At 60.4% G+C, this 22,090-nt stretch carries 20 protein-coding genes; 9 read left to right on the top strand and 11 right to left on the bottom strand.

Going from position 1 to position 22,090, the window contains the following annotated elements:
* Positions 1-9 precede the first annotated feature (9 nt).
* From OYT13_RS06885 to OYT13_RS06860, 6 genes are all read right to left on the bottom strand, one after another.
* Positions 10-759, bottom strand: a complete 750-nt coding sequence (locus tag OYT13_RS06885) for an electron transfer flavoprotein subunit beta/FixA family protein (protein ID WP_150551894.1) — start codon at positions 757-759, stop codon at positions 10-12.
* A 75-nt stretch (positions 760-834) separates the two neighbouring features.
* The gene (locus OYT13_RS06880; RefSeq protein WP_261938883.1) at positions 835-2,064 is read right to left on the bottom strand and encodes an MFS transporter; all 1,230 of its coding nucleotides are present in this window, start codon (positions 2,062-2,064) and stop codon (positions 835-837) included.
* A gap of 90 nt (positions 2,065-2,154) precedes the next feature.
* Positions 2,155-3,042, bottom strand: coding sequence for an amidohydrolase family protein (locus tag OYT13_RS06875; protein ID WP_261938884.1), 888 nt, complete (start codon positions 3,040-3,042; stop codon positions 2,155-2,157).
* Positions 3,043-3,149: 107 nt separating this feature from the next.
* A complete protein-coding gene (locus tag OYT13_RS06870; RefSeq protein WP_017233723.1) occupies positions 3,150-4,562 on the bottom strand; it encodes an FAD-binding oxidoreductase in 1,413 nt (470 codons plus the stop codon).
* A 50-nt stretch (positions 4,563-4,612) separates the two neighbouring features.
* Positions 4,613-5,344 carry a FadR/GntR family transcriptional regulator gene (locus OYT13_RS06865; RefSeq protein WP_017233724.1) on the bottom strand — a complete coding sequence of 244 codons (732 nt, stop codon included), beginning with the start codon at positions 5,342-5,344 and terminating at the stop codon, positions 4,613-4,615.
* Positions 5,345-5,514: 170 nt separating this feature from the next.
* Complete coding sequence (locus OYT13_RS06860) at positions 5,515-5,814, bottom strand: antibiotic biosynthesis monooxygenase family protein (RefSeq protein WP_130025352.1); 300 nt, start codon at positions 5,812-5,814, stop codon at positions 5,515-5,517.
* Positions 5,815-6,197: 383 nt separating this feature from the next.
* Here OYT13_RS06860 and OYT13_RS06855 point away from each other — a divergent pair, with 383 nt between their 5' ends.
* The 7 genes from OYT13_RS06855 (at position 6,198) to OYT13_RS06825 (ending at position 14,225) form a co-directional block, all read left to right on the top strand.
* Positions 6,198-7,400, top strand: a complete 1,203-nt coding sequence (locus tag OYT13_RS06855) for an ammonium transporter (protein WP_261938886.1) — start codon at positions 6,198-6,200, stop codon at positions 7,398-7,400.
* Positions 7,401-7,882: 482 nt separating this feature from the next.
* A complete protein-coding gene (locus OYT13_RS06850; protein WP_261938887.1) occupies positions 7,883-8,788 on the top strand; it encodes a LysR family transcriptional regulator in 906 nt (301 codons plus the stop codon).
* A gap of 29 nt (positions 8,789-8,817) precedes the next feature.
* A complete protein-coding gene (locus OYT13_RS06845; RefSeq protein WP_261938888.1) occupies positions 8,818-9,714 on the top strand; it encodes a LysR family transcriptional regulator in 897 nt (298 codons plus the stop codon).
* Positions 9,715-9,883: 169 nt separating this feature from the next.
* Positions 9,884-10,840: a hydroxymethylglutaryl-CoA lyase gene (locus OYT13_RS06840; protein WP_261938889.1), complete on the top strand. Its 957-nt coding sequence runs from the start codon at positions 9,884-9,886 to the stop codon at positions 10,838-10,840.
* Positions 10,837-12,072, top strand: a complete 1,236-nt coding sequence (locus OYT13_RS06835; protein ID WP_261938890.1) for a CaiB/BaiF CoA transferase family protein — start codon at positions 10,837-10,839, stop codon at positions 12,070-12,072. Before OYT13_RS06840 ends, OYT13_RS06835 begins: the two co-directional genes overlap by 4 nt.
* Positions 12,073-12,134: 62 nt before the next feature.
* Entirely contained in the window at positions 12,135-12,659 is a 525-nt protein-coding gene (locus OYT13_RS06830; RefSeq protein WP_261938891.1) for a gamma carbonic anhydrase family protein, read from the top strand.
* Between the two features lie 99 nt (positions 12,660-12,758).
* Entirely contained in the window at positions 12,759-14,225 is a 1,467-nt protein-coding gene (locus OYT13_RS06825; RefSeq protein WP_261938892.1) for an MFS transporter, read from the top strand.
* 197 nt (positions 14,226-14,422) lie between these two features.
* On the opposite strand, the gene OYT13_RS06820 is transcribed toward OYT13_RS06825, so the two are convergent.
* The 4 genes from OYT13_RS06820 to OYT13_RS06805 form a co-directional block, all read right to left on the bottom strand.
* On the bottom strand, positions 14,423-15,583 hold the full coding sequence (locus OYT13_RS06820) for an MBL fold metallo-hydrolase (RefSeq protein ID WP_268567511.1): 1,161 nt from the start codon (positions 15,581-15,583) through the stop codon (positions 14,423-14,425).
* Between the two features lie 193 nt (positions 15,584-15,776).
* Positions 15,777-17,105, bottom strand: a complete 1,329-nt coding sequence (locus OYT13_RS06815; protein WP_261938894.1) for a metal-dependent hydrolase family protein — start codon at positions 17,103-17,105, stop codon at positions 15,777-15,779.
* A gap of 25 nt (positions 17,106-17,130) precedes the next feature.
* Positions 17,131-17,916 (bottom strand): alpha/beta fold hydrolase, encoded by a 786-nt coding sequence (locus tag OYT13_RS06810; RefSeq protein WP_261938895.1) that lies wholly within the window; start codon positions 17,914-17,916, stop codon positions 17,131-17,133.
* Positions 17,916-18,794 (bottom strand): fumarylacetoacetate hydrolase family protein, encoded by an 879-nt coding sequence (locus OYT13_RS06805; RefSeq protein ID WP_261938896.1) that lies wholly within the window; start codon positions 18,792-18,794, stop codon positions 17,916-17,918. Before OYT13_RS06805 ends, OYT13_RS06810 begins: the two co-directional genes overlap by 1 nt.
* Before the next feature lie 146 nt (positions 18,795-18,940).
* Between OYT13_RS06805 and OYT13_RS06800 the strand changes: the two genes are divergently transcribed.
* A complete protein-coding gene (locus OYT13_RS06800) occupies positions 18,941-19,654 on the top strand; it encodes a FadR/GntR family transcriptional regulator (protein WP_261938897.1) in 714 nt (237 codons plus the stop codon).
* A 114-nt stretch (positions 19,655-19,768) separates the two neighbouring features.
* Here the strand turns inward: OYT13_RS06800 and OYT13_RS06795 are convergent, their stop codons facing one another.
* Positions 19,769-20,662: a LysR family transcriptional regulator gene (locus OYT13_RS06795; protein ID WP_268567510.1), complete on the bottom strand. Its 894-nt coding sequence runs from the start codon at positions 20,660-20,662 to the stop codon at positions 19,769-19,771.
* A gap of 99 nt (positions 20,663-20,761) precedes the next feature.
* On the opposite strand from OYT13_RS06795, the gene OYT13_RS06790 reads away from it, so the two are divergent.
* Positions 20,762-22,066, top strand: coding sequence for a CitMHS family transporter (locus OYT13_RS06790; RefSeq protein WP_261938899.1), 1,305 nt, complete (start codon positions 20,762-20,764; stop codon positions 22,064-22,066).
* The last annotated feature ends 24 nt before the right edge of the window (positions 22,067-22,090 follow it).

Raw genomic sequence — 22,090 nt, 5'->3', positions numbered from 1 at the left:
CGTCTCCCCTTAGATGACCTTGGCCTCAAGCTTCAGCTTCTCGACGAGCGCTGCCACGTCCGCCACCTTCACCCCCGCGCTGCGCTTGGGCGGCTCCACCACCTTGAGCGTCTTCAGGCGCGGGCTCACGTCCACCCCCAGATCCGCCGGCTTGACCGTCTCCAGCGGCTTCTTCTTCGCCTTCATGATGTTGGGCAGCGTCACGTAACGCGGCTCGTTCAGGCGCAGGTCCGTCGTGATCACCGCCGGCAGCGACAGCGACACCGTCTCCAGACCGCCATCCACTTCGCGCGTGACTTGCGCACGGTTGTCCGCCACCGTCACCTTCGAGGCGAACGTCGCCTGCGGCAGCTTCGCCAGCGCCGCGAGCATCTGCCCGGTTTGATTGGAGTCGTCGTCGATGGCCTGCTTGCCCAGGATCACCAGTTGCGGCTGTTCCTTGTCCACGACAGCCTTGAGCAGCTTGGCCACCGCCAACGGTTGCAGCTCGTCGTCCGACTCGATCAGGATCGCGCGGTCCGCGCCGATCGCCAACGCCGTGCGCAGCGTCTCCTGAGCTTGCGCCACGCCCGCCGACACCGCGATCACTTCGGTCGCCACGCCCGCTTCCTTCAGGCGCACCGCCTCCTCCACCGCGATTTCGTCGAACGGATTCATCGACATCTTCACGTTCGCGATGTCGACGCCACTGCCGTCGCTCTTCACGCGAACTTTTACGTTGTAATCCACTACCCGTTTGACGGGGACAAGCACCTTCATGCGGAACTCCCTTGATTCAGAAAACCCGGGCGGCGAGCCACGACGACGGCGCTAGCCCCCCAGGAACGTACGACCTTACTCGATCTCGCGCCCTTTCGTTTCAGGCAACAACAAGGCGGTAATCAGCACGACAAGATAGGCACCGCCGGCAAACATGCCGATGGCCGCACCAAGACCGCTGGTCTTGGCCAGATAACCGACCAGACTCGGGAACAGCGCACCGAAGCCGCGCCCGAAGTTGTAGGTGAAACCCTGTCCATTGGCGCGCACCGCCGACGGAAACAACTCGGTCAAGTAAGCCCCCATGCCGCTGAAAATACCCGACGCCGCGAAGCCCAGCGGGAAGCCGAGGATGAGCATCTGATCATTGCTCAATTGAAGCTGGGTATAAGCGTAGATGGTCACGCCCGACAGCACGGCGAAAATCAGCAGGTTGGCCCGACGCCCCAGACGGTCGGTCAGATAAGCCCCCGTCAGATAGCCGATGAACGACCCCAGAATGATCACGAGCAAATAGCCGCCAGTGCCGATGACCGACAGATGACGCTCCGTCTTCAGGAACGTGGGCAGCCACGTCGTCACGGCGTAGTACCCGCCCTGCACGCCAGTACACAGCAACGCAGCAAGCGCCGTGGTCTTGATGAGCGACGGCGAGAAAATCGCCCATGCCGACGTGCGCTGGGCCGCGGCGGCTTCCTGCTTGCGTGTGCGCTCGAACAGCGCCGGTTCCGGCACGTTCTTACGGATGAAGAGCACGAACAGCGCCGGAATCACGCCAATCCAGAAGAGTACGCGCCAGGCATAAGTCTCGGGCAGCAACGAGAACGACGCCGTGTAGCACAGCGCCGCCACCGCCCAGCCGATGGCCCAGCCGCTTTGCACGGTGCCGACGGCGCGCCCGCGATACTCGGTGCGCACGATCTCCCCCATGAGCACCGACCCCACCGCCCACTCGCCGCCGAAGCCCAGCCCCTGCAACGCGCGCAGCACGAAGATCTGCTCGAAGTTCTGCGCGAAGCCGATCAGGACCGTGCAGACGGAGAACCACAGAATCGTCGCTTGCAGGATACGCACGCGCCCGAAACGGTCGGCGAGCACGCCCGCCAGCCATCCGCCGATGGCCGAGAACAACAGGGTCACGGTGGCCAGCATACCGGCCTGCGCCTTGTCGATCTGGAAGACGGTGATCAACGTCGTGATGACGAAGGTGAACACCATGAAGTCGAGCGCGTCGAGCGCCCAGCCGCCGAACGCCGCAACAAACGTGCGCCGCTCCGTCTTGTTCATCTGCCGATACCAGTCCATCTTGTCTCCTCGTGACGTTTTGAAGTGCTTTGAAGTGGGGGTCGTACGCGGGCGCGCGTTGCGCCCGACAATGCCGGCGAGGTCAATTCGTCACGCCGCCGGAAATCCGTAAAGACGTGCCGGGTTGTCTACGAGAATGCGGCGGCGTGTGTCGGCGTCGGGCGCCCACAGCGGCAGCAGATTGCGCAACGCCCCAGTGTTCGGCATACGCGTGAGCGACACATGCGGCCAGTCGCTGCCCCAGACCATGCGATCGGGAGCGTCTTCGATCAACGCTTGCGCAAACGGCGTGACGTCGTCGAACGTCGGGAAACGTTCGCTGATGCGATAGGCGCCCGAGAGCTTCACCCAATACCCGTGATCGCGCACCAGCGAGCGCAGTGCGGAGAAGCCCGGGGCGTCGAGCCCCTGCGCCACCGGCGTGTGTCCCATGTGATCGACGATACCCGGCACCGGCAGCTTCGTCATGCGCGGCATGAGGTCGGGCAACGTGCTCACATCCATCAGGAACTGCATGTGCCAGCCAAGATCCTTGATGCGATGCGCGAGCGTTTCCATCGCCTTGAAGCCGATGCCGCCCCCGAACAGCACGTTGATGCGTAACCCGCGAACGCCCGCCGCGTGCATCGCCTCGAGTTCGGCGTCGGTCACGTCCGGCGAGACCACCGCGATACCGCGCAGACGGTCGGGATGGCGGCGCAGCGTCTCGAGCAGGTAGCGGTTATCCGTGCCGTACACGCTGATTTGCACTAGCACGCCGTAGGTCATGCCGGTGGCATCGAGCATCGCGAGGTACTTGTCTTCTGGCGCGGGCGGCGGCGTATAGCTGCGCTCGGGCACCATCGGGTACGAATCGCTCGCCGCGACCACGTGCGCGTGCGTGTCGACGGCGCCGAACGGCACCACGAACGACGGTGGATCAATCTCGGGCAGCGGGCCGAGGCACAGCGGCGCGCCGGCGGCGGGGGTGACAATCATATCGACTCCTCAAGGGATGCGAGGGCGACGCTCGGAACGTCGGGCGCACGCCGGGGGAAAACAGATCGAGCGCCAGGGACGCCGGCACTCATCGACAAAGCACGCGCTTACAGCAGCTTGCCCGGATTCATGATGCCGGCCGGATCGAACACGGCCTTGATCTCGCGCATCAAGCGCAACTCCAGCGGCGACTTGTACTTCGCGAAGGACGCGCGCTTGAGCTGCCCGATGCCATGCTCGGCGCTGATACTGCCGCCGTAACGCGCCACTTCGTCGAGCACTTCGGCGGTGATCGCCTCGCCGTGCTTCGCCATGAAGTCGGCCGCCTCGCCCGCGGGACGCGACAGGTTGTAATGCAGATTGCCGTCGCCGAAATGCCCGAAGATGAAGGGACGCACCTGCGGGCACACGCGCCGCACGCGCGCTTCGGCGCTCGTCATGAAATCCGGAATCGCTTCGATGGGCAGCGAAACGTCATGCTTTAGGTGCGGTCCGTCCGCGCGCTGGGCCTCGGAGATCTCCTCACGCAACTTCCACATTGCCTCCACCTGCCCCAGCGTGGACGACACCACGGCGTCGGCACACAGATCGCGCTCGATGGCCGTCTCGATCACGCGCTCCAGCAACGCGGCCAGCGCCTGTTCGTCCGCCGTATCGGCCAGCTCGATCAGCACGTAGCCGGGGTGCCGCTCGCCGAATGGCGCACGCACGTCGGGCACATGCGCCATCACCAGGTCGACACACTCGCCCGTGAAGAACTCGAACGCCTGCATGCGCGGGCCGCACGCCGCAAACAGCAATTCATACAAGGCCAGCGCCTGACGCGGCGACGTGACCGCGGCAATCACCACCTGACGCACGGGGGTCGGCGCATACAGCCGCAACGCCGCGGCAGTGATGACACCGAGCGTGCCTTCCGAGCCAATGAGCAACTGCTTGAGGTCGTAACCGGTGTTGTCCTTGCGCAGGGTGCGCAGACCATGCAGGATCTCGCCGTTCGGCAGCACGGCTTCGACGCCGAGCACCAGTTCGCGCGTCATGCCGTAGCGCACGACGTTCACGCCGCCGGCGTTGGTCGCGAGGTTGCCGCCGAGCTGACACGAGCCCTCGGCCGCGAGACTGAGCGGCAGCAGGCGGTTTGCATCGCGCGCGACGCGTTGCAGGTCTTCGAGAATGCAGCCGGCCTCGGCCACCAGCGTGTTGGCGATGGTGTCCAGACTGCGCACGGTATGCATGCGATCGAGACTGAGCACCACGTTCTGCGCCGACGCGTCGGGCGTGGCGCCACCGCACAGCCCCGTGTTGCCGCCACGCGGCACGACCGGCGTGCCCGTGCTCTGACATAGCGCGAGGATCTTCGCGACGTCTTCCGTCGTGCGCGGACGCACGACCGCCTGGGCGTTGCCGCGATACATGCCGCGCCAGTCGGCGAGCCACGGCGCAACGTCGTCGGGGGAGGTGAAAACGCTGTCGGCGCCGACGGCATCGACAAGGCGCTGAGCGAAAGCAGTGAGGGTCATAAGGTCGCGCGTCGGGGGTTACGGTGCGGAGGATGGCATCTGACGACGGGTCAGGCGCGGGTCGGCGCGATGGCGCCGGTAATGATGTCGCGCTCGGGCAGCGTCAGCCCGAGACGCGCGGACGCGCGCAACAGATGCGAGAGCGACGCCGCGCGCGCCAGCAGCGGATCGCGCGCCTTGATGGCATTGAACACCGCCACGTGCTCCTGATGCACCTGCGCGGCGAGTCCCTCGTGGCGCAGCGTGTTCGAACGCGCCGCTTGCACAACCTGCCGCATCTGCAGGTTCAGGTACTGAAGAAGATCGGCGTAATAACGATTGTGCGTGGCACGTGCAATCGCGGCGTGAAACGCGGTGTCGTACTCCACGCCATTGTCGGCGTGGTACAGATTCGTCTCGAGTTTCTCCAGGATGTCGGCGAGTCGGCGAATGTCATCGTCGGTATGACGCACGGCGGCGAGTGCGGCGGCCGTGCTCTCCAGATCGAGACGCAGCTCGTAGACGCTCGCGAGGTCGGCAGCGTCTTGCCCGGCCGGCACCTGAAAACCGCTCGACGGCGTGCGCGCCTTCACGGTCACGCCCGCCCCCTGCCGGCTGTCGATCAATCCTTGCGCGCGCAGGCGCTCCGTCACTTCGCGGATCACCGCTTGGCTCACGCCGTACGTCTCGGCGAGTTGCTTGCCGGTCGGCAGCTTGGTGCCGATCGGATATGTCCCTTGCCGGATCGCCTCCTGCAACTGCTGCGCGACTTGTTCGGTCAAGGTCTTGGGCTTGGTGGTCATGCGTTCACGTCACGGAATATTTTTCTGGTTTGCATGTTATATGAAAACTTTTGACAGTCATCACCGAGTTAACCCTAGGTGCGCATCTCGTCTCCCGGTCCAGAAAAGACAAAGGCGGTGAGGGAGACTCCCTTCACCGCCTGCGTTGCTGCGCTTGATGCGCGTAGCCCTTAGAAGCCGATGAGCGCTTCCGTGACGTGACCCACATTCGGCGGCGCCGCGAAACAGTCGCTCACCAGCGCCCGCCACTGCTGGAACGCTTCCGAGTTACGGAAGTGGACAGTGTGATCTTCCAGCGTTTCCCATGTCACGACCAGGCTGTAGTGCGTCGGTTGCTCGATGGACTTGAGCAGACGCATGCCGTGGCACCCTTTCGAGCCCTTGAACAACGGCGTCGCCTTGGCGACACCTTGCTCGAACGCGGCTTCGGTGCCGGGCTTCACTTCGATCTGGGCGATTTCAAAGATCATCGGATTTCCTTAGTGATTTGCGCGTGATAGCGCTTATGTCGATCGTGTTCTCGTCGCACGACGGCGCGGTTGGCAGCGCGGCATCGTCGACACCGGACGGGCGGCATGGCCCCGTGAGACCGTCAGATTCTATACCGCGCGTTCACGCGACGCATCGCATGAACGGTCGCACACCCTTTCCGCTTTTTTCGGCCAGCGCGCGTCACGTCGATGCACGGACTTCGCTCATCGACACGCCACACGGCACCATGAACGTGCAGCGCGGCGCCGAAAATTTCATATCACCAGACAAAACATCAATATTAATCAATGGGATACAAATTGCTGGCATTACTCTTGCATATCATCGTTCTTCTTCATGTTTGCACCAAAAGAGCACATTCATGCCCAATTCCAATACACCCGGCGACGTGCTGTTCCTTTTGCTCGGCGCGATCCTGGTACTTGCCATGCACGCTGGCTTCGCGTTTCTCGAACTCGGCACGGTTCGAAAGAAGAATCAGGTCAATGCCCTCGTCAAGATCCTGACCGACTTCGCGGTCTCGGGTCTCGCCTATTTCTTCATCGGCTATCCGCTCGCGTACGGCGTCGATTTCTGGTCGAGTGCCACGGTGCTCTCCGAGCACAACGGCTACGCGCTGGTTCGCTTCTTCTTCCTGCTGACATTCGCGGCGGCGATTCCCGCCATCGTGTCGGGCGGCATTGCGGAGCGCGCCAAGTTTCACCCGCAGTCCGTGGCGACGTTCTTCCTCGTCGGCGTCATCTATCCGTTCTTCGAGGGCATCGCCTGGAACGGCCATCTGGGGGTTCAGGACTGGTTCACGCATGCGCTGGGCGCACCGTTCCACGATTTCGCGGGTTCGGTGGTCGTGCATGCCGTTGGCGGCTGGATCGGGCTGGCTGCGGTGCTGCACCTCGGTGCGCGCCGGGGACGCTACAACGGCCAGGGACAAGTCGCCGCGCATCCGCCGTCGTCGATTCCGTTCCTGGCGCTTGGTGCATGGATCCTGATTGTCGGCTGGTTCGGCTTCAACGTCATGAGCGCGCAGCGCGTAGGCGGCATCTCGGGGCTGGTTGCCGTGAACTCGCTCATGGCGATGGTGGGCGGCACGCTCGTGGCGATGTGGGTCGGCAAGGACGACCCCGGCTTCATCCATAACGGCCCGCTCGCGGGACTCGTTGCAGTGTGCGCGGGCTCGGACGTCATGCATCCGCTGGGGGCACTTGTTGTCGGTGCGGTCGCCGGCGGCCTGTTCGTGTGGCTGTTCACGGTGACACAGAATCGTCTGCGCATCGACGACGTGCTTGGCGTGTGGCCGTTGCACGGCGTGTGCGGCGTGTGGGGCGGCGTGGCCGCGGGCATCTTTGGACAGACGGCGCTCGGGGGCGTGGGCGGCGTGAGCTTCCTCGCGCAGGTCGCCGGAACCGTGATGGGCGTGGTGATCGCCTTCGCCGGCGGCTATGTCGTGTACGGCGTGATCAAACGCTTTGTAGGCTTGAGGCTCGACGATGAACAGGAATACTACGGCGCCGACCTCTCCATCCATAAGATCACAGCGACGCCGGAGCGCGAGACGAATTGGTGAGTGAATGCTGGAACGCGACGATTAGCGTCGTACGGCGCTCGACAAGGGAAAGATTGCATCACTCCGGGAACATTCGGGTTTGAATCGTCCGCCGCTTCGACGACGAGCGCCGAACCCGCACGACATCTGCGCTGTTTTGCCAGCGCGCCAAACAACGACGCGGCGCGCTGGCTCAGGCGATGTCATCGATAGGGTAGCCGAGCCAAAGGCGCAAGATGCAAAAAAAAATCCCTCCGAAGAGGGACCAAATCACCCGGGGTTTTGGCGTTCCCGTGGTTAATGAACCGTATCTGTCTATCAATAACGCATCCAAATCGTCTGCCGGCGTAGATGAAGCAAGCACAAGTTCGAGTGTGCGATTACGCGTTGAACTCGCCTCTACCCGACCCGACTGGTTTTCTTGATTACTGTTGCCCCGAGTATAGGAACGCGCCATCTCATCGTAAAATCATATTTTTAGTGATTCGATATCTGAATTTCAGATGACTGAAAATATCACGATGAAGCAGCTTCGATACTTTGTCGCCACAGTCGAATGCGGCCAGGTATCAAAAGCGGCGTCGCGCGAGCACGTATCTCAATCCGCCGTGACCGCTGCCATCCTTGCACTCGAGGATACGCTTGGGACAAAGCTCTTCGAGCGACATCCGCACGGTGTCAACGTCACCCTCGATGGCAACGATTTCTACAATCACGCCCGTCACGTTCTGGATTCGTTGGAAGATGCCGTGCACAAATCGCGAGCCCGCTCACGCGAGGTATCAGGCGTAATTCGCATCGCCGCGTCATATGCCGTCATGGGGTACTGTCTTCCGGAGGTCCTGGCTCGATTTCGTGCCAGCTACCCAGACGTGAGCTTTGAATTGCACGACCTGGATCGCGACGTTCTTGAGAAAGCCGTGCTCGGCGGTGATGTCGACGTCGGCGTGGCATTGCTTTCCAACGTGTCGGATCTTGGGCGTTTCGCTCACCGAAGTCTCATACGCTCGCCGCGAAAGCTCTGGGTCGCGCCGACGCATCCGCTCGCCGCGCTGGAGCGGCCAACGCTGCGCGACGTCGCAGACCATCCTTACGTCATGATTACCCTGGACGAAGGAGAATCCTCGTCGATGCGCTATTGGCGCAACGAGAAGCTGCAACCCAACGTGATACTGCGCACCGGTTCAATGGAAGCCGTTCGTGCGTTCGTATCTCATGGTTTCGGCGTAACGATATTGTCCGATATGGTTTTCAGACCTTGGTCGCTAGAGGGAAAACGTATCGAAACGCGAGAGTTGAAGAACGCCATTCCGCAGTTGGAAGTGGGCGTGCTGTGGTGCAAGTCGCGCGAGTGCTCCGCGGCGAGTCGAGCATTCATTGATTTTCTGGCCAATACCCGCCAATCTTGAAACGATATCGATAGACTTGGAGACTGACCGTGTGGCAACCCGATTCAACGACACTTCGCCTGTTCATCTCCATATGTGAATCGGGGAGCATCTCGCGTGCGAGTGCCCGCGAGGGAATGGCGGCGGCGGCGGTCAGCAAGCGAATCGCCGATATGGAGCATGCGCTGGGCACACCGTTGCTGACGCGTCGCTCACGCGGCGTCACGCTCACCCCCGCAGGCGAAATCCTCCTGCGCCACGCAAAGCTATTGACCTCTGGCGTCGAGAATCTCCACGCTGACTTGAGCGAGTTCGCCAGCGGTGTTCGCGGCATCGTACGCGTTGCGGCCAACGTCTCGTCAATCATTGAGTTTCTTCCAGAACAGATCGCCTCATTCTTGCGACAGAACAGCCGAATTAACGTCGTTCTCGAGGAGCGCGTCAGCACCGAAGTGGTAAGAAACGTCGTTGATGGCATCGCCGATATCGGCATTTGTCGCGATTTCGTAGGCGTTGGAGAAGTCGAAATCGTCCCATACCGTTCGGACAACTTCGCGGTGGTGGTTCATCAAAGTCACCCGCTGGCCAATCGAAATTCGCTCGCCTTCTCCGATACGCTGGAGTACGAGCAGATCGGTCTTTCGGTAAGCGCCGCGGTGAGTTCGCTGACAAAACGCATCGCGGCAGAGAGCAATCGCCAGATTCGCTATCGCGCGAACGTGTCGACGTTTGATGCTGCGTTCAGGCTGATTCAACTGAATCTCGGACTCGCCGTGCTCCCCGCCGAAGCGATCCCGCGATATCGCGACCTGTATGAACTGAAAGAAATTCCCTTGACGGATGATTGGGCACGGCGTCAATTCATCATCTGCCACCAAGCGACAGACCAGATGTCAGTCTCCGCTCGTAAGTTCCTCGACCACCTCCTCGCCTCGCCGCAGGCCTGACCTTCAGTCAATACCCTGATAGGGATTTCCCCACACAGCGTTCAGCAAGACTGGACGCGGGCAACAAGCCATCGCACACGGCGATGGCCGCCATCGTCGGCAACTGATTGTTCTCGCGCGTCCAGCCCGGCAAGCTTGGGGTTCGACCGGTACAAGGAATCAGGAAGCCATGCGGGAGACCCAACACGCTATTGTTCAGGAAGTCGGATTCAGAGATGGTCTACAGAGCATCTGTCGCGTCATGAGCACAGAGGCCAAGAAAAAGTGGATCGCCGCGACATATGACGCCGGTGTGCGACACATGGAAGTTACGTCCTTCGTGCCGCCCAAACTACTTCCTCAACTGGCAGACGCCGCTGAAATCGTCGATTTCGCCATTCGACATCCAGACCTCACTGTCACAGCTCTTGCGCCTAACCTTCGAGGCGCAGAAAACGCACTGAAAGCGGGAGTTCATCGCATCGTCGCTCCGATTTCGGTCAGCGAGAAGCATAGCCTGGCGAATGTCCGCAAAACACCGGACGATATGATCGACGAGTTTCGGAGGATGCGCGAACTTCGCGACAGCGATCCGTCCTGGTCCGGCACGCGAGTCGTCGCGGGTCTGTCCACTGTCTTCGGGTGCACGTATCAAGGCTATATCCCCGAGAGAGACGTGCGCGACATTGTCGACAAAGTCATCCAGGCCGGCGCCGACGCAATTGCACTCGGCGACACCACAGGCCACGCCACGCCGACTCACGTTCGCCGATTGTTGGAGACGCTCCTCCCGCGCGCGGAGGACAAGGTGCGCAGCCTTCACCTTCATGACACCCGAGGGTTAGCACTGGCCAACGCCGTTGTCGCGCTAGACCACGGCATCCGAGAATTCGACGCCTCACTCGCCGGACTGGGTGGCTGTCCACACGCGCCCGGCGCCACTGGCAACGTCGCGACCGAAGACCTCGTGTACATGCTCCATAGCATGGGCTTTGAGACCGGCATCGACATCGAAGCGATGCTCCGGGCGCGCGACGTTCTCGCTGAACACCTTCCTGGAGAACCCCTGTACGGCTATATTTCCCGCTCTGGTGTGCTTCGTGACTCCTTACCCGTATTCAATAGTTCACGAGGGCTCCAACAATGAACACCAGTACACAAGACGCGAACCAGCAACGTCAAACGCTCCCGCTTGACGGCATCCGCGTCGTCGAAATGTCGCACATGGTCATGGGCCCAACCTGCGGCATGATTCTCGGCGACCTCGGGGCCGAAGTCATCAAGATCGAGCCGCCAAAAGGTGACGCCACTCGCCGGCTTCTCGGTGCCGGTGCCGGCTTCTTTCGCACGTTCAACCGAAACAAGAAGAGTGTCGCAATCGACCTCAACGTTGAGGAGGGCCGCAGTGCCCTAATGCGCCTGCTTGACACTGCGGACGTCTTCGTCGAGAACTTCCGACCGGGACGTATGAAAGCGCTCGGCATCGACTACGAGTCGCTTCGCGCGCGCAATCCGCGAATCGTTTATGTGTCTCACAAGGGATTTCTCGACGGTCCTTATGCCAAGCGGCTGGCACTGGACGAAGTGGTACAGATGATGGCTGGGCTGGCTTACATGACCGGCCCTGTCGGCCGTCCGCTACGGGCTGGCAGCTCCGTCAACGACATCATGGGCGGAATGTTTGGCGCCATTGGTGCCCTTGCAGCGCTCATTGAGCGCAAACAGTCGGGATGCGGAAAGCAGGTGCAATCGGCGCTTTTCGAGAACTGTGTACTGCTCGCAGCCCAACATATGCAGCAGTTCGCAGTAACCGGGAAAGCCGCCGCCCCAATGCCAGAGCGCATCAACGCATGGGCAGTCTATGACGTATTCGAGCTTGCGGATTCGTATCAAATGTTCATCGCAGCAACCGGCGATGTTCAATGGGAGTCGCTATGTGGGATCTTGAAGCTGCCCGATCTGATTTCGGACATGCGTCTCCAATCGAATAACGACCGCGTTCTCGCGCGAGACTGGATGATTCCCATTTTGGCCTCGGCACTGAGGCAGCGAAACGCCGAAGAACTCGCGACAGCGCTTGAAATCGGCAGCGTGCCCTTCGCGGCAATCACGCGCCCGGAGCAACTTTTCGACGACCCTCATCTGAAAGCAAGCGGCGGACTCGTCAAGCTCCGTCTGGAGGACGGCTCCGAAACCGACATGCCGCTCCTGCCCATTTCCATTGATGGCGCGAGATTGCAGCCTCGCCGCCATATTCCGTTGGTTGGGGAAGACACCTTGTCCGTTCTCAGTACGCTGGGATATGACGCCGAACAAATTCGACAACTTGAAAGCGCAGGGGTTTTCACGTTGAGCGCCAAGTCAATCGGACGCGATTAGACGACCGGAAATCCCGCGAAACGATGCGCGGAGACACCCTGCGCACCACATGAGAGCGCCATATGAACATACTGAAATTGGACGACCTTTGTCCCGACATCGACGAATCAGCGTATGTCGCGATTGGGGCCACGGTCATCGGAGACGTACAGGTCGGCTGCGGATCGACGATTTGGAGCAATGCGGTTTTGCGCGGCGATAACGAATCGATTTGCGTTGGCAAGAACGTCAACGTCCAGGAGGGGGCCGTTCTGCACACTGACCCCGGCCATCCCATCGTGATTGACGACGGGGTAAGCATTGGGCACCAGGCGATGCTCCATGGTTGCAGAGTCGGAGCCGGCAGCCTGATTGGCATTCAGGCTGTCGTTCTTAATGGTGCCGTTATTGGCGAAAACTGCCTTGTTGCCGCGGGTGCGCTTATCACCGAAGGAAAATCCTTTCCCAACAATGCACTCATCGTCGGCGTGCCCGCAAAAGTTGCCAGGATGTTGAGCGACACCGAAATATCGAATATGAAGGCCAACGCCTCGGACTATGCCACGAAGGGAGCGCGATATAAGCACTCGCTCACACCTGCCGATTAAGTTGCCGCACGCGGGCGCCTTTTGGGCGCTCCGAAGCGCGTGCCATGCCCGACACCGTATTAAAAATAGAGCCTGAATCACTCAGGCCAGGAGACACGAATGAAATCACCAAGCACATTGGAACTTCCAGCCGAAGGCGCTGGCGTCGTTAGTAATCCTGGAACCCGCGCGACATCGATAACAGCATCCAACCGTCTTGGCGTCGGAGAAATTTCCGCGCGCCTGGATCGCTTACCTGCAACCAGAACCATCTGGAAGATGGTGCTGATGCTAAGCCTTGGGTATTTCTTCGAGATTTACGACTTGATGTACACGGGGTACATCGCCCCGGGTCTGGTCAAGGAAGGAATCCTCACTGCGACTACGCATGGGTTGTTCGGAACCACGGGAGTTGCCAGCTTTATCGCGGCGCTGTTCTGTGGCCTCTTTGTCGGCACGATCGCCTGCGGCTTTCTCGCTGACAAATTCGGGCGACGTGCAATATTTACTTACGCACTGCTTGGCTATGTTGCTTCGAACGCTGTCATGGCATTCCAAACGACCGCCCTCGGCCTGAATACCTGGCGGTTTCTCGCCGGTATAGGACTGGGCGTCGAGTTGGTGACGATCGGCGCGTACATGTCCGAAATCGTGCCAAAGCACATCCGTGGTCGCGCATTTGCCGTCGGTCAAGCCATCGGATTTAGTGCGGTTCCCATTGTGGCCTTCATTTCCTTCCTACTGGTTCCCCGCACATTTCTCGGCCTTGAAGGCTGGCGCTGGGTCGTGTTGCTCGGCGCGCACGGCGGCATCTTTATCTGGTGGGTGCGCCTCCATCTGCCCGAGAGCCCACGATGGTTGGCCCAAAAAGGAAGACTTGATGAGGCGGACACCATCCTTAGCCAAATCGAGCAGAAGGTCTCCCACGAGTATCGCGCCCCGTTACCGGTCCCCGAGACGTCCGATACCATCGCGCCCAAAGCGAGCTTCTCGGATATGTGGCGACCGCCCTATCGTCGACGCACATTGATGATGATGGTGTTTCACATCTTCCAGACTGTGGGCTATTACGGATTTGCGAGCTGGGTGCCAACGCTTCTGATGAAGCAAGGTGTCACCGTTACCCACAGTTTGCTGTACTCGAGCCTGATCGCCATCGCAGCCCCGATTGGTCCGCTACTGGGGCTCTTGATTGCCGACAGATTCGAACGGAAGACCGTCATCGTCGCGCTCAGCGCGGTCAATATCGTGTGCGGAATTGCCTTTAGTCAGCTACGCGACAGTACGTTTCTGATCATAATGGGTATCTGCCTGACGCTCGCCGGCAACATGATTTCGTACACGTACCATGCCTATCAGACTGAACTATTTCCGACCAACATACGCGTGCGAGCCGTCGGCTTTGTGTACTCGTGGAGCCGACTTTCCGCCATTTTCAGCGCATTTTTTATCGCGCAGATTCTGAATCAATTTGGCGTTTCCGGGGTCTTCACTTTCATTGCAGGCGCGATGGTCGTCGTGATGATTGCCATCGGCGTATTCGGACCTCGCACGAAGAATGTCGGACTGGATGATCTCTCCAGATAGCCTGACTGGCTTGCCGGAAGCTGACGTCGGGGCGGACGACATTACCGACGAGTGAAGTCGCGGCGCCCGGGGCTCCCGCCAGGCGCATGGACCCATCCATACGCTGGGCGTGAGCCGCCACACATGTACCTGTGAAGCCGGCCCATCCGAGCACATTCCCTTCCGCCAGGAGCGCCGACAAATGTGAACTTGGCGGCTTATGCAGCGCTTCGCTTACGACCAACACCGATCTGCATCAGGTCCTCGCCGATGATCAGTTGCCCAGAGAAGTTTCGTTGCGCACGGGCCAGATTGGCACGCGGCGCATGGCCCGGGGCGATATGGGACAGGACGAGCGTTTTCGCACCCGCAGCCTCGGCCACCTTCCCGACGTCATCAATCGACGTATGGGAACTCAAGAGGTGAGCCTTGAACGCCGCCTCCTTTTCGCCAACCGGGGGCGGGAATAGCGCATCCACCCAGGACGTATCAATGACTTCGTGGACCAGCACGTCGGCATGCTTCGCCAAGCGAACCAGATTTTCGCAGGGCGACGTGTCCCCGGAAAACACGATGGATCCGTCATCCGTGTCGAAACGAAATGCGAATGCCGGCCATATCGGGAAGTGATTCACTAGCGTCGCCGTCACCCGAACGCGGTCATCCTCGAATATCTTGAACGGCTCCATTTTCGGAACGGGCGTCTCGTTCGGAGTCTTGAATCCGGAAACCTGTGGGATGACGATGTCGTGGACCTCGACGAGCTTGCGCAAATCGGGACGATGCGCGTCGCGCAGACGGTCGTTGATATCGACGGCGAATGCCTGATACAAGTAATTCGTCATATCGACGGTGCCCGGCGTCGGATTCTCGGGATTCTCAATGCGAGGTTCTTCGACAGTCGTCTGGCCCGGCAGCTTGAAGATCGGCTCCATCTGCCCACGACGCCCGGGACCGTACACCTGAACCGGCTGCTTGATACCCGTCAGGCCGTCATACCAACCGTACAGGAACAGGTTGAAGTAATCGATCGTATGGTCCGAGTGGAGGTGCGTAAGGAAGATGCCGCGCAGGTTTTCCATACCCGTCATGCCGGATACCCGATTGATGGGACCGAGTTCCGCTTGCTTGTAGCGCTTTCCGACACCGTCACCGCAATCCACGATGTAGACAGCGTCGCCAACCACTACCGCCGACGATATGCCCTCACGGTCACAATTGGGCCACCATACGGGGCCACCGGCCGTGCCAAGCAGCACTAGGCGTGTGTCATGATCCTGCGCTTTCCTGCGAGACGCGGCGACAGCTTGCGTACGCTGCTCAACCTCCGCAGCCGTTGCGGGCATACCGAGTAAAAGAGGAATGCCGGCGCCGGCCATTTTCCAACCGGCACCGAGAAATCCTCTGCGCGACATCCCAAGCTCAAGCGCCTGCCCAATGCAATCACACATGAGAAGTCTCCGAAGTATTGATGCTTTCCAGGGGGGGAAACGGCTCGGTCCGTGGGGGAAGACCCGCGCCACCTGGGGGATTTGAATTCTGTTAAGTCGTCGTGTGGCGCGGGTGGGTAACTCAACCCGCTACGGCCGCTCGAGTCCGCTCGGCACCAACGCTCGCCGCGCCAGGAAACAAGTCACCTTTCGCGGGATGGATGTCACGATTGTTCCGGTAGATTTCACCATCCTTCATCACCAGCGCGATCTTGTTCGGGTCTTGAAGGAGCGTCAGGTCCGCGAGCGGGTCGCCCTCCACCATGACGATGTCGGCGAGAAACCCTTCACGAATCTGGCCGAGGTCATCGGATCGCAGCATCATGTCGGCCCCAAGCTTTGTGGCCGACAACAAGGCCTCCTTCGGCGTCATGCCGATATATTTCACGAAGTACTCGAGATCACGCGCATTGGTTCCATGCGGCATCCACGCGAAACCATAGTCACCGCCAGGAAGAATTCGAATACCGCGCTTGTGCATCTTGCTGAGTGACGCCGACGCCACTTCAAGCTCGCGGGCATAACCCATTTTCGTAGCGACTTCCTCGGTAATCCCCCACGGCGCGGCATGATGAATCGTACTGACGAGCCAGCCAATCCCCGGCGCAACAAAGTGCTTGTCCTTGTTGGCTTCGAGCATGTCCAACGCCTCTTCGTCGGAGAAGCTCGCGTGAAACACGAGTTCAATCCCATGGCGAACGCATTGCTTGACCGATTCCGCGGAGCGCGCGTGCGCCGCCATGCGTTTGCCGGCGCGCTTGGCCTCCGCTGCAAGCATGGCAATCTCCTCTTCAGAGAACGGCGACGCCTCGGCGGAAATGCCGGCAATGTATTCGCCAGAGAGATTGATCTTCAGGTGATCGACACCGTATTTGATGAACATGCGCGCAGCGCGACGCATATCTTCCGGACCGCTGACCACCTCGCCGAAATTTAGCTCGCGAAACGGCAAATGCGGAAGCGTGTTGTCGCCCAGGCCTCCGAGCGTTGTAATTTCCTGACTGCCCGCTAGATAGCGCGGGCCAGGGAACTCCCCCGCGTTGATGGCATTTCGCAGGACCACATCGAGTCGCGGCTTTGCCGCCGCGGCGCCGAGTGCCGACGTGAAGCCCATCTCAAGGTAACGTTTGGCAACTCGCACACACCAAAGGATATGTTCCTCAGGCGGCATGAACTGAATCGCGGCCAGAGACGGTTGATCATTCCAGGAGAAATGAGTGTGAGCCTCCGTCATGCCCGGCATCAGAAAGGCGCCACGCCCGTCGATCGTCTCGGTATTTGCATCCCCCCCCTCGACCTCGCCTTTGATGACGCGTTTGATGGTGTTGCCTTCGACAAGAACGCCGCCGTGGTAGGGGTCGGCGCCTGTTCCGTCGAAAATGGACACATTGGTAATCGCAATCTTGCGCATTTTGTCTCCTCCAATCCGGAATGGCTCAGGACATCGCTTTGTAGAACGCCTGTAGCGCCGCCACGCATTCGAACGGCTTTTCGAATGTGGTCCAGTGACCGCAACCCGCAAGCACGGTGACCGTGCTGCCGGGAATGCGAGCGCCGATCGCCTGCACTGCCGCGGGGGGGCCTACGCCGTCCTCTTCACCCGTGATCAATAGGGTCGGCACGTCGATGTGCTCCACCGAGGCGGGCTGCGCGCCCGCCAGTGCTTCGCAGCTTTGCGCATAGCCCTCAGGCGTTTGGCGCATTACGCTTTCTCGCACCAACGCGATGGCGACCGGACGCTCCGCCTTGGTTTGCGCACTGGTGGCGCCTTTCACAATGGCGTCCGCGATTTCCTGAAGTCCAGCAATACCCTTCTCGCGCACAAGGTCGGCACGCGTTTGAATGCCCGGACGCCCTTGGTCTGGCGGGCACAACAGCGGCCCGAAGAGCGCGAGGCTCTTCACGAGGTCGGGATATTTGACGGCCAGGTGCTGGGCCACGATGGTGCCCATCGAGTGAGCCACGATATGCGCAGCACGCACGTCCAGTGCGATGAGCGCGCTCGCCACACTCTCCACGTAAGCGTCGATCGAGAGCGTCTCGCGCAGCAACGGCGAGCGCGCGCTGCCCGGCAAGTCGAAGCGAATCACACGTTTGCCCTCAAATGCCGGCAACACAGGTGTCCAGTTATTGGACGTACCCCCTAACCCGTGAATGCAAACGACCGGCTGTCCGTCGCCGTCGGATTCAAAGATAAGACCGTTGACATGATGTGTCGACATCAGGCCACCTCGTTTTGCAGTACACCAACGTTCTGAATCTCGATGCGGACGACATCACCGCTTTGCAGAAATCTCGGCGGATTGAAGCCAATACCGACACCGGCAGGCGTTCCCGTGGCAATGATGTCTCCCGGTTGCAGCTCGATGCCTGCCGAAAGCGATTCGATAAGCGTCGGAATATCGAAGATGAGTTGCCGCGTATTGGCGTTCTGACGCAGTTCGCCATTGACCCAGCACTGCACATCGACATTCTGGCCGTCGACTTCGTCTGCCGTCACGAGATACGGCCCCATGGGACAAAAGCCGTCGAGCGACTTGCCGAGGAACCACTGACGATGCAGCTTCTGGAGATCGCGGGCGGTGAAGTCATTGATCACCGTGTAGCCGAAGACGTAATCCATGGCGTTCGCCTTCTTGATACCGCGCCCCGCCTTACCAATGACAACACCCAATTCGGCCTCGTAATCGAGTTGGCTCGTCACGTCCGCGTGACGAGGAATTTTTGCATTCGGGCCAATGATGGTGGACGCCGGTTTGGTGAAGTACACCGGCGCCTCAGGGGCGTGCTCACCGTTCTTTGCGCTGCTGTCAAAACCCGAGTTCTGAAATTCCGCCGCATGTTCATGGTAGTTCTTGCCGACGCAAAATAGATTCCGGCGAGGTGCCTCAATCGGTGCAAGAATCTTCGCCTCGCTCAAGGGGCGCCCCGCACCCAATGGGCGTAGGTCGCTCCCGAATCGGGCAAATTGTTGTACCAATTGGACCATATCACCATCAAACTCTGGAATTAGTGTCCGCACAGTCCAAAAGACGGATTTATCCGTATCTACGATGGAAATGGATTTTTTACCGTCGATTTCGAGATTTGCAAGTTTCATGTCATGGCTCTCCAAATAGGCCAATTGGTTTTCACGAGTGAAAATGTAGAACCATATTGGACAAGACGCAAGTCGGGGTTAACCAAAATATTGACCAATTGGTACCGCATGCGTATGATTTCCTCCATGCACCTGGGAGCGTTGTCATGAATGAAACCGAGACGAGAGGTCCGACGCGAGCCGCTGGCGCGAAAGCGCTCGCCCTTTATCTGGTTGAGGAAATTGCTTCCGGCCGTATGAAAGATGGCGTGAAGTTGCCAGCGGAGCGACAGTTGAGCGAGCAATTCGGGGCGTCGCGGGGCGCCGTGAGGCGTGTGCTGCAGGATTTGAAAAATCAGGGGCTGATCACGCAGGCCGTGGGCAGCGGGACTTTCGTCTTACCTGGGGCAGCAAAGTACCTTCCTCCCCGGGAACCCGCGATCGATGAAATCTCGGTGACGCAGACCAGCCCTGCAGAACTGATGGAAGCGCGACTGCTGATTGAGCCGCTAATGCCGAAGCTGATAGCGCGCAACGCGACGTCAGCCGACTTCGCAAGAATGGCCGAGTGCGTCGAGCGCTCTGAAGCCGCCGAAAGCGTCGAAGAATTTGAGCATTGGGACGGCGAGCTTCATCGCACCTTTGCGTTGGCGACGCACAATTCGTTTTTTCTGCAAATCCTGGACCTGACCAACCGAGTGCGCGAGCAAGGAGAATGGGGGCGCTTGAAGCGTCATTCGCTGACACCGGAACGTCGACACGAATACGAAACGCAACATCGCGCGATCGTGGAGGCACTGCGGGACCGGGACGCCGATCAAGCCGGCGAACTGCTGACAGGACATCTACGTCAAATTCAACACAACCTTTTCGGCGTGTGATGGTTGCCCCGGCACATCGACGTCGCAGAATCGTCTGGTGCGTTCCTGCCTCGACGCGTCTGCGCTAGGTCCCAAGACCGCGAAAGCAAAAGCGCCAATCAATGGTTCGATCGTTTATGCGGGCGCCAACTTCTCCAACAACATCGCCACAAACGTCTGCGTGACGGGAGGCAACGTTCTCCCGCGCTTCTTGATCAGGGCAATAGGTCGCAGGAACGCGTCGTGATCGATCGGGCGAACCCGCAATTCCGGTTCCGCCCGGACTTCCCGAGCCGACGCCGGCAGGATGGTCACGCCGAGTCCCGCGCGGACCATGGCGACGGCCGTCATCATGTACGTCGGCTCGCAGGCAATTTCCGGTGTGCAACCGCCGCTCGCGAACGCGCCATCCACCACCGCCCGCACACTCGTGCCCTGCGCCGTCAGCACCAGCGGCACGCTGGCGAGATCCGTCAGCGATACGCGCTTGCGCCGCGCCAGCGCATGTCCCGCCGGCAGCACTGCCACCAGATGGTCGGCGCCCGCGTACAACACGTCAATCTCCGCGTCGTTCAACTCACCGCCCGTCAGGCCGATATCGACCTCGTCGTTATGTACCAGCGTCTCGACCACCCCGGCCACCGCATCTCTCACATGAAAACCGGCGCGCGGTACCGCCGCCTTCACCTGCTGGATCAACTCCGGCAGCACACTCGCCGCAAACGTCGGCAAACAGGCAATGCGTACCGTGCCGCTCGACCCGTCGCCGAGCGCACGCGCATCGATCAGCACATGCTCCATGTCATGCAGCGACTTCTGCAACAACGGCAGTAGCTCACGCCCCGTCGGCGTCAGCGCAACATTTCGGCTGTTGCGATCGAACAGCCGCACGCCGACCGTCTCCTCCAACCGCCGGATCTGCACGGTCAATGCCGGTTGCGACAAATGCAATCGCGCCGCCGCTCGCGTGAAGCTGCCGGTCTGCGCCACCGCGATGAACGCGCGGATGTCTCGTAGATTCAAATCCATTATGTTTTTTGATTACTGCGATCAAATCATTTCAATTGATTTATCAACGCCCCGAACTTACGCTCGTTCGCATCAAAAAACAACATAGGAGACAAGCACATGCTGCCATTACTGGGGCTGGCTACTATCGTCGTGCTGCTCGGCGCGATTCTTTCGAAACGCATGTCGCCGCTCGTCGCGCTCATCATCGTGCCCATCGTGGCGTCGCTGATCGGCGGGTTCGGCTTTCAGACCAGCAAGTTCGTGATCGACGGCCTCAAGAGCCTCGCGCCGGTCGTCGGCATGTTCGTCTTTGCAATTCTTTACTTCGGCACCATCACCGACGCCGGCACGCTCGATCCGATCATCGATCGCATCCTGAAAGCCGTCGGCACCCGACCCACGCGCATCGTCATGGGCACGACGCTGCTGGCCCTGCTGATCCACCTCGACGGTTCCGGCGCCGTGTGCTTCCTCGTGACGATTCCGGCCATGCTCCCGCTTTACGACCGTCTGGGCATGGACCGCCGCGTGCTGGCAGCCGCCGTGTCGATGGCCGCGGGCATCAACTTCCTGCCGTGGACCGGGCCGATGATTCGAGCGTCGGCGTCGCTCCACCTGCCGGTGTCGAGCCTGTTCAATCCGCTGATTCCGGTGCAAGCCATCGGGCTGGTCTTCGTATTTGGCATGGCCTACTGGCTCGGCCGCCGGGAAGAGAAGCGGCTCGGCCTGAGCGCCACGAGCGGGTCGATCCCAAGCCCCAAGCGAGAACTCTCGCCCGAGCAACAGGCGCTGCGCCGTCCGAAGCTCTTCTGGTTCAACATCCTCCTTACGCTGGTCGTGCTCGGCACGATGGTCGTGATGGGCGAGAAGCTGCCGCCCGCGATCATGTTCATGGTGGGCCTGTGCGTCGCATTGATGGTGAATTACCCGGACGTCGACATGCAACGCAAACGCATCGACGCGCACGCACGCGCGGCGTTGATGATGGCCGGCATTTTGCTCGCCGCCGGGGTCTTCACCGGGGTGATGCAAGGCAGCGGCATGCTCAAGGCGATGGCGCAAGCGGCCGTCGGCTTCGTGCCGCCGGGCATGGCGGGCCACATTCCGGTCGCGCTCGGTCTGCTGTCGATGCCGCTGAGCATGCTCTTCGATCCCGATTCGTTTTACTTCGGCGTACTGCCGGTCATTGCCGAGGTCGCCGGACAACTGGGCGTGCCGGCCGTGCACGTCGGGCAAGCCGCCCTGCTGGGCCAGATGACGACAGGATTCCCGGTCAGCCCCCTCACGCCCGCCACCTTCCTGGTCGTCGGCCTGTGCGGCATCGATTTGGCCGACCATCAGAAGTTCACGTTTCCGCTGCTGTTCGGCGCATCCATCGTCATGACGATCGCGTGCGTCGCACTCGGCATCTTCACGCTTTAAGCCTTACTGAACGGACCCGACCCG

Origin of the sequence: Pandoraea sp. XJJ-1 (assembly GCF_026802345.1) — a bacterium.
In the GTDB taxonomy this organism is placed as follows: Bacteria; Pseudomonadota; Gammaproteobacteria; order Burkholderiales; family Burkholderiaceae; genus Pandoraea; species Pandoraea cepalis.
This window is presented reverse-complemented; position numbering and strand designations above follow the sequence as displayed.

Coding starts and splice junctions, on each gene's coding strand:
- OYT13_RS06820 (WP_268567511.1), bottom strand. CDS start 15,583: ATGGCCGGCGCCGGCATTCCTCTTTTACTCGGTATGCCCGCAACGGCT.
- OYT13_RS06875 (WP_261938884.1), bottom strand. CDS start 3,042: ATGATTGTCACCCCCGCCGCCGGCGCGCCGCTGTGCCTCGGCCCGCTG.
- OYT13_RS06805 (WP_261938896.1), bottom strand. CDS start 18,794: ATGAAACTTGCAAATCTCGAAATCGACGGTAAAAAATCCATTTCCATC.
- OYT13_RS06810 (WP_261938895.1), bottom strand. CDS start 17,916: ATGTCGACACATCATGTCAACGGTCTTATCTTTGAATCCGACGGCGAC.
- OYT13_RS06860 (WP_130025352.1), bottom strand. CDS start 5,814: ATGATCTTTGAAATCGCCCAGATCGAAGTGAAGCCCGGCACCGAAGCC.
- OYT13_RS06865 (WP_017233724.1), bottom strand. CDS start 5,344: ATGACCACCAAGCCCAAGACCTTGACCGAACAAGTCGCGCAGCAGTTG.
- OYT13_RS06835 (WP_261938890.1), top strand. CDS start 10,837: ATGAACACCAGTACACAAGACGCGAACCAGCAACGTCAAACGCTCCCG.
- OYT13_RS06800 (WP_261938897.1), top strand. CDS start 18,941: ATGAATGAAACCGAGACGAGAGGTCCGACGCGAGCCGCTGGCGCGAAA.
- OYT13_RS06855 (WP_261938886.1), top strand. CDS start 6,198: ATGCCCAATTCCAATACACCCGGCGACGTGCTGTTCCTTTTGCTCGGC.
- OYT13_RS06840 (WP_261938889.1), top strand. CDS start 9,884: ATGCGGGAGACCCAACACGCTATTGTTCAGGAAGTCGGATTCAGAGAT.
- OYT13_RS06885 (WP_150551894.1), bottom strand. CDS start 759: ATGAAGGTGCTTGTCCCCGTCAAACGGGTAGTGGATTACAACGTAAAA.
- OYT13_RS06880 (WP_261938883.1), bottom strand. CDS start 2,064: ATGGACTGGTATCGGCAGATGAACAAGACGGAGCGGCGCACGTTTGTT.
- OYT13_RS06815 (WP_261938894.1), bottom strand. CDS start 17,105: ATGCGCAAGATTGCGATTACCAATGTGTCCATTTTCGACGGAACAGGC.
- OYT13_RS06825 (WP_261938892.1), top strand. CDS start 12,759: ATGAAATCACCAAGCACATTGGAACTTCCAGCCGAAGGCGCTGGCGTC.
- OYT13_RS06790 (WP_261938899.1), top strand. CDS start 20,762: ATGCTGCCATTACTGGGGCTGGCTACTATCGTCGTGCTGCTCGGCGCG.
- OYT13_RS06850 (WP_261938887.1), top strand. CDS start 7,883: ATGACTGAAAATATCACGATGAAGCAGCTTCGATACTTTGTCGCCACA.
- OYT13_RS06870 (WP_017233723.1), bottom strand. CDS start 4,562: ATGACCCTCACTGCTTTCGCTCAGCGCCTTGTCGATGCCGTCGGCGCC.
- OYT13_RS06795 (WP_268567510.1), bottom strand. CDS start 20,662: ATGGATTTGAATCTACGAGACATCCGCGCGTTCATCGCGGTGGCGCAG.
- OYT13_RS06830 (WP_261938891.1), top strand. CDS start 12,135: ATGAACATACTGAAATTGGACGACCTTTGTCCCGACATCGACGAATCA.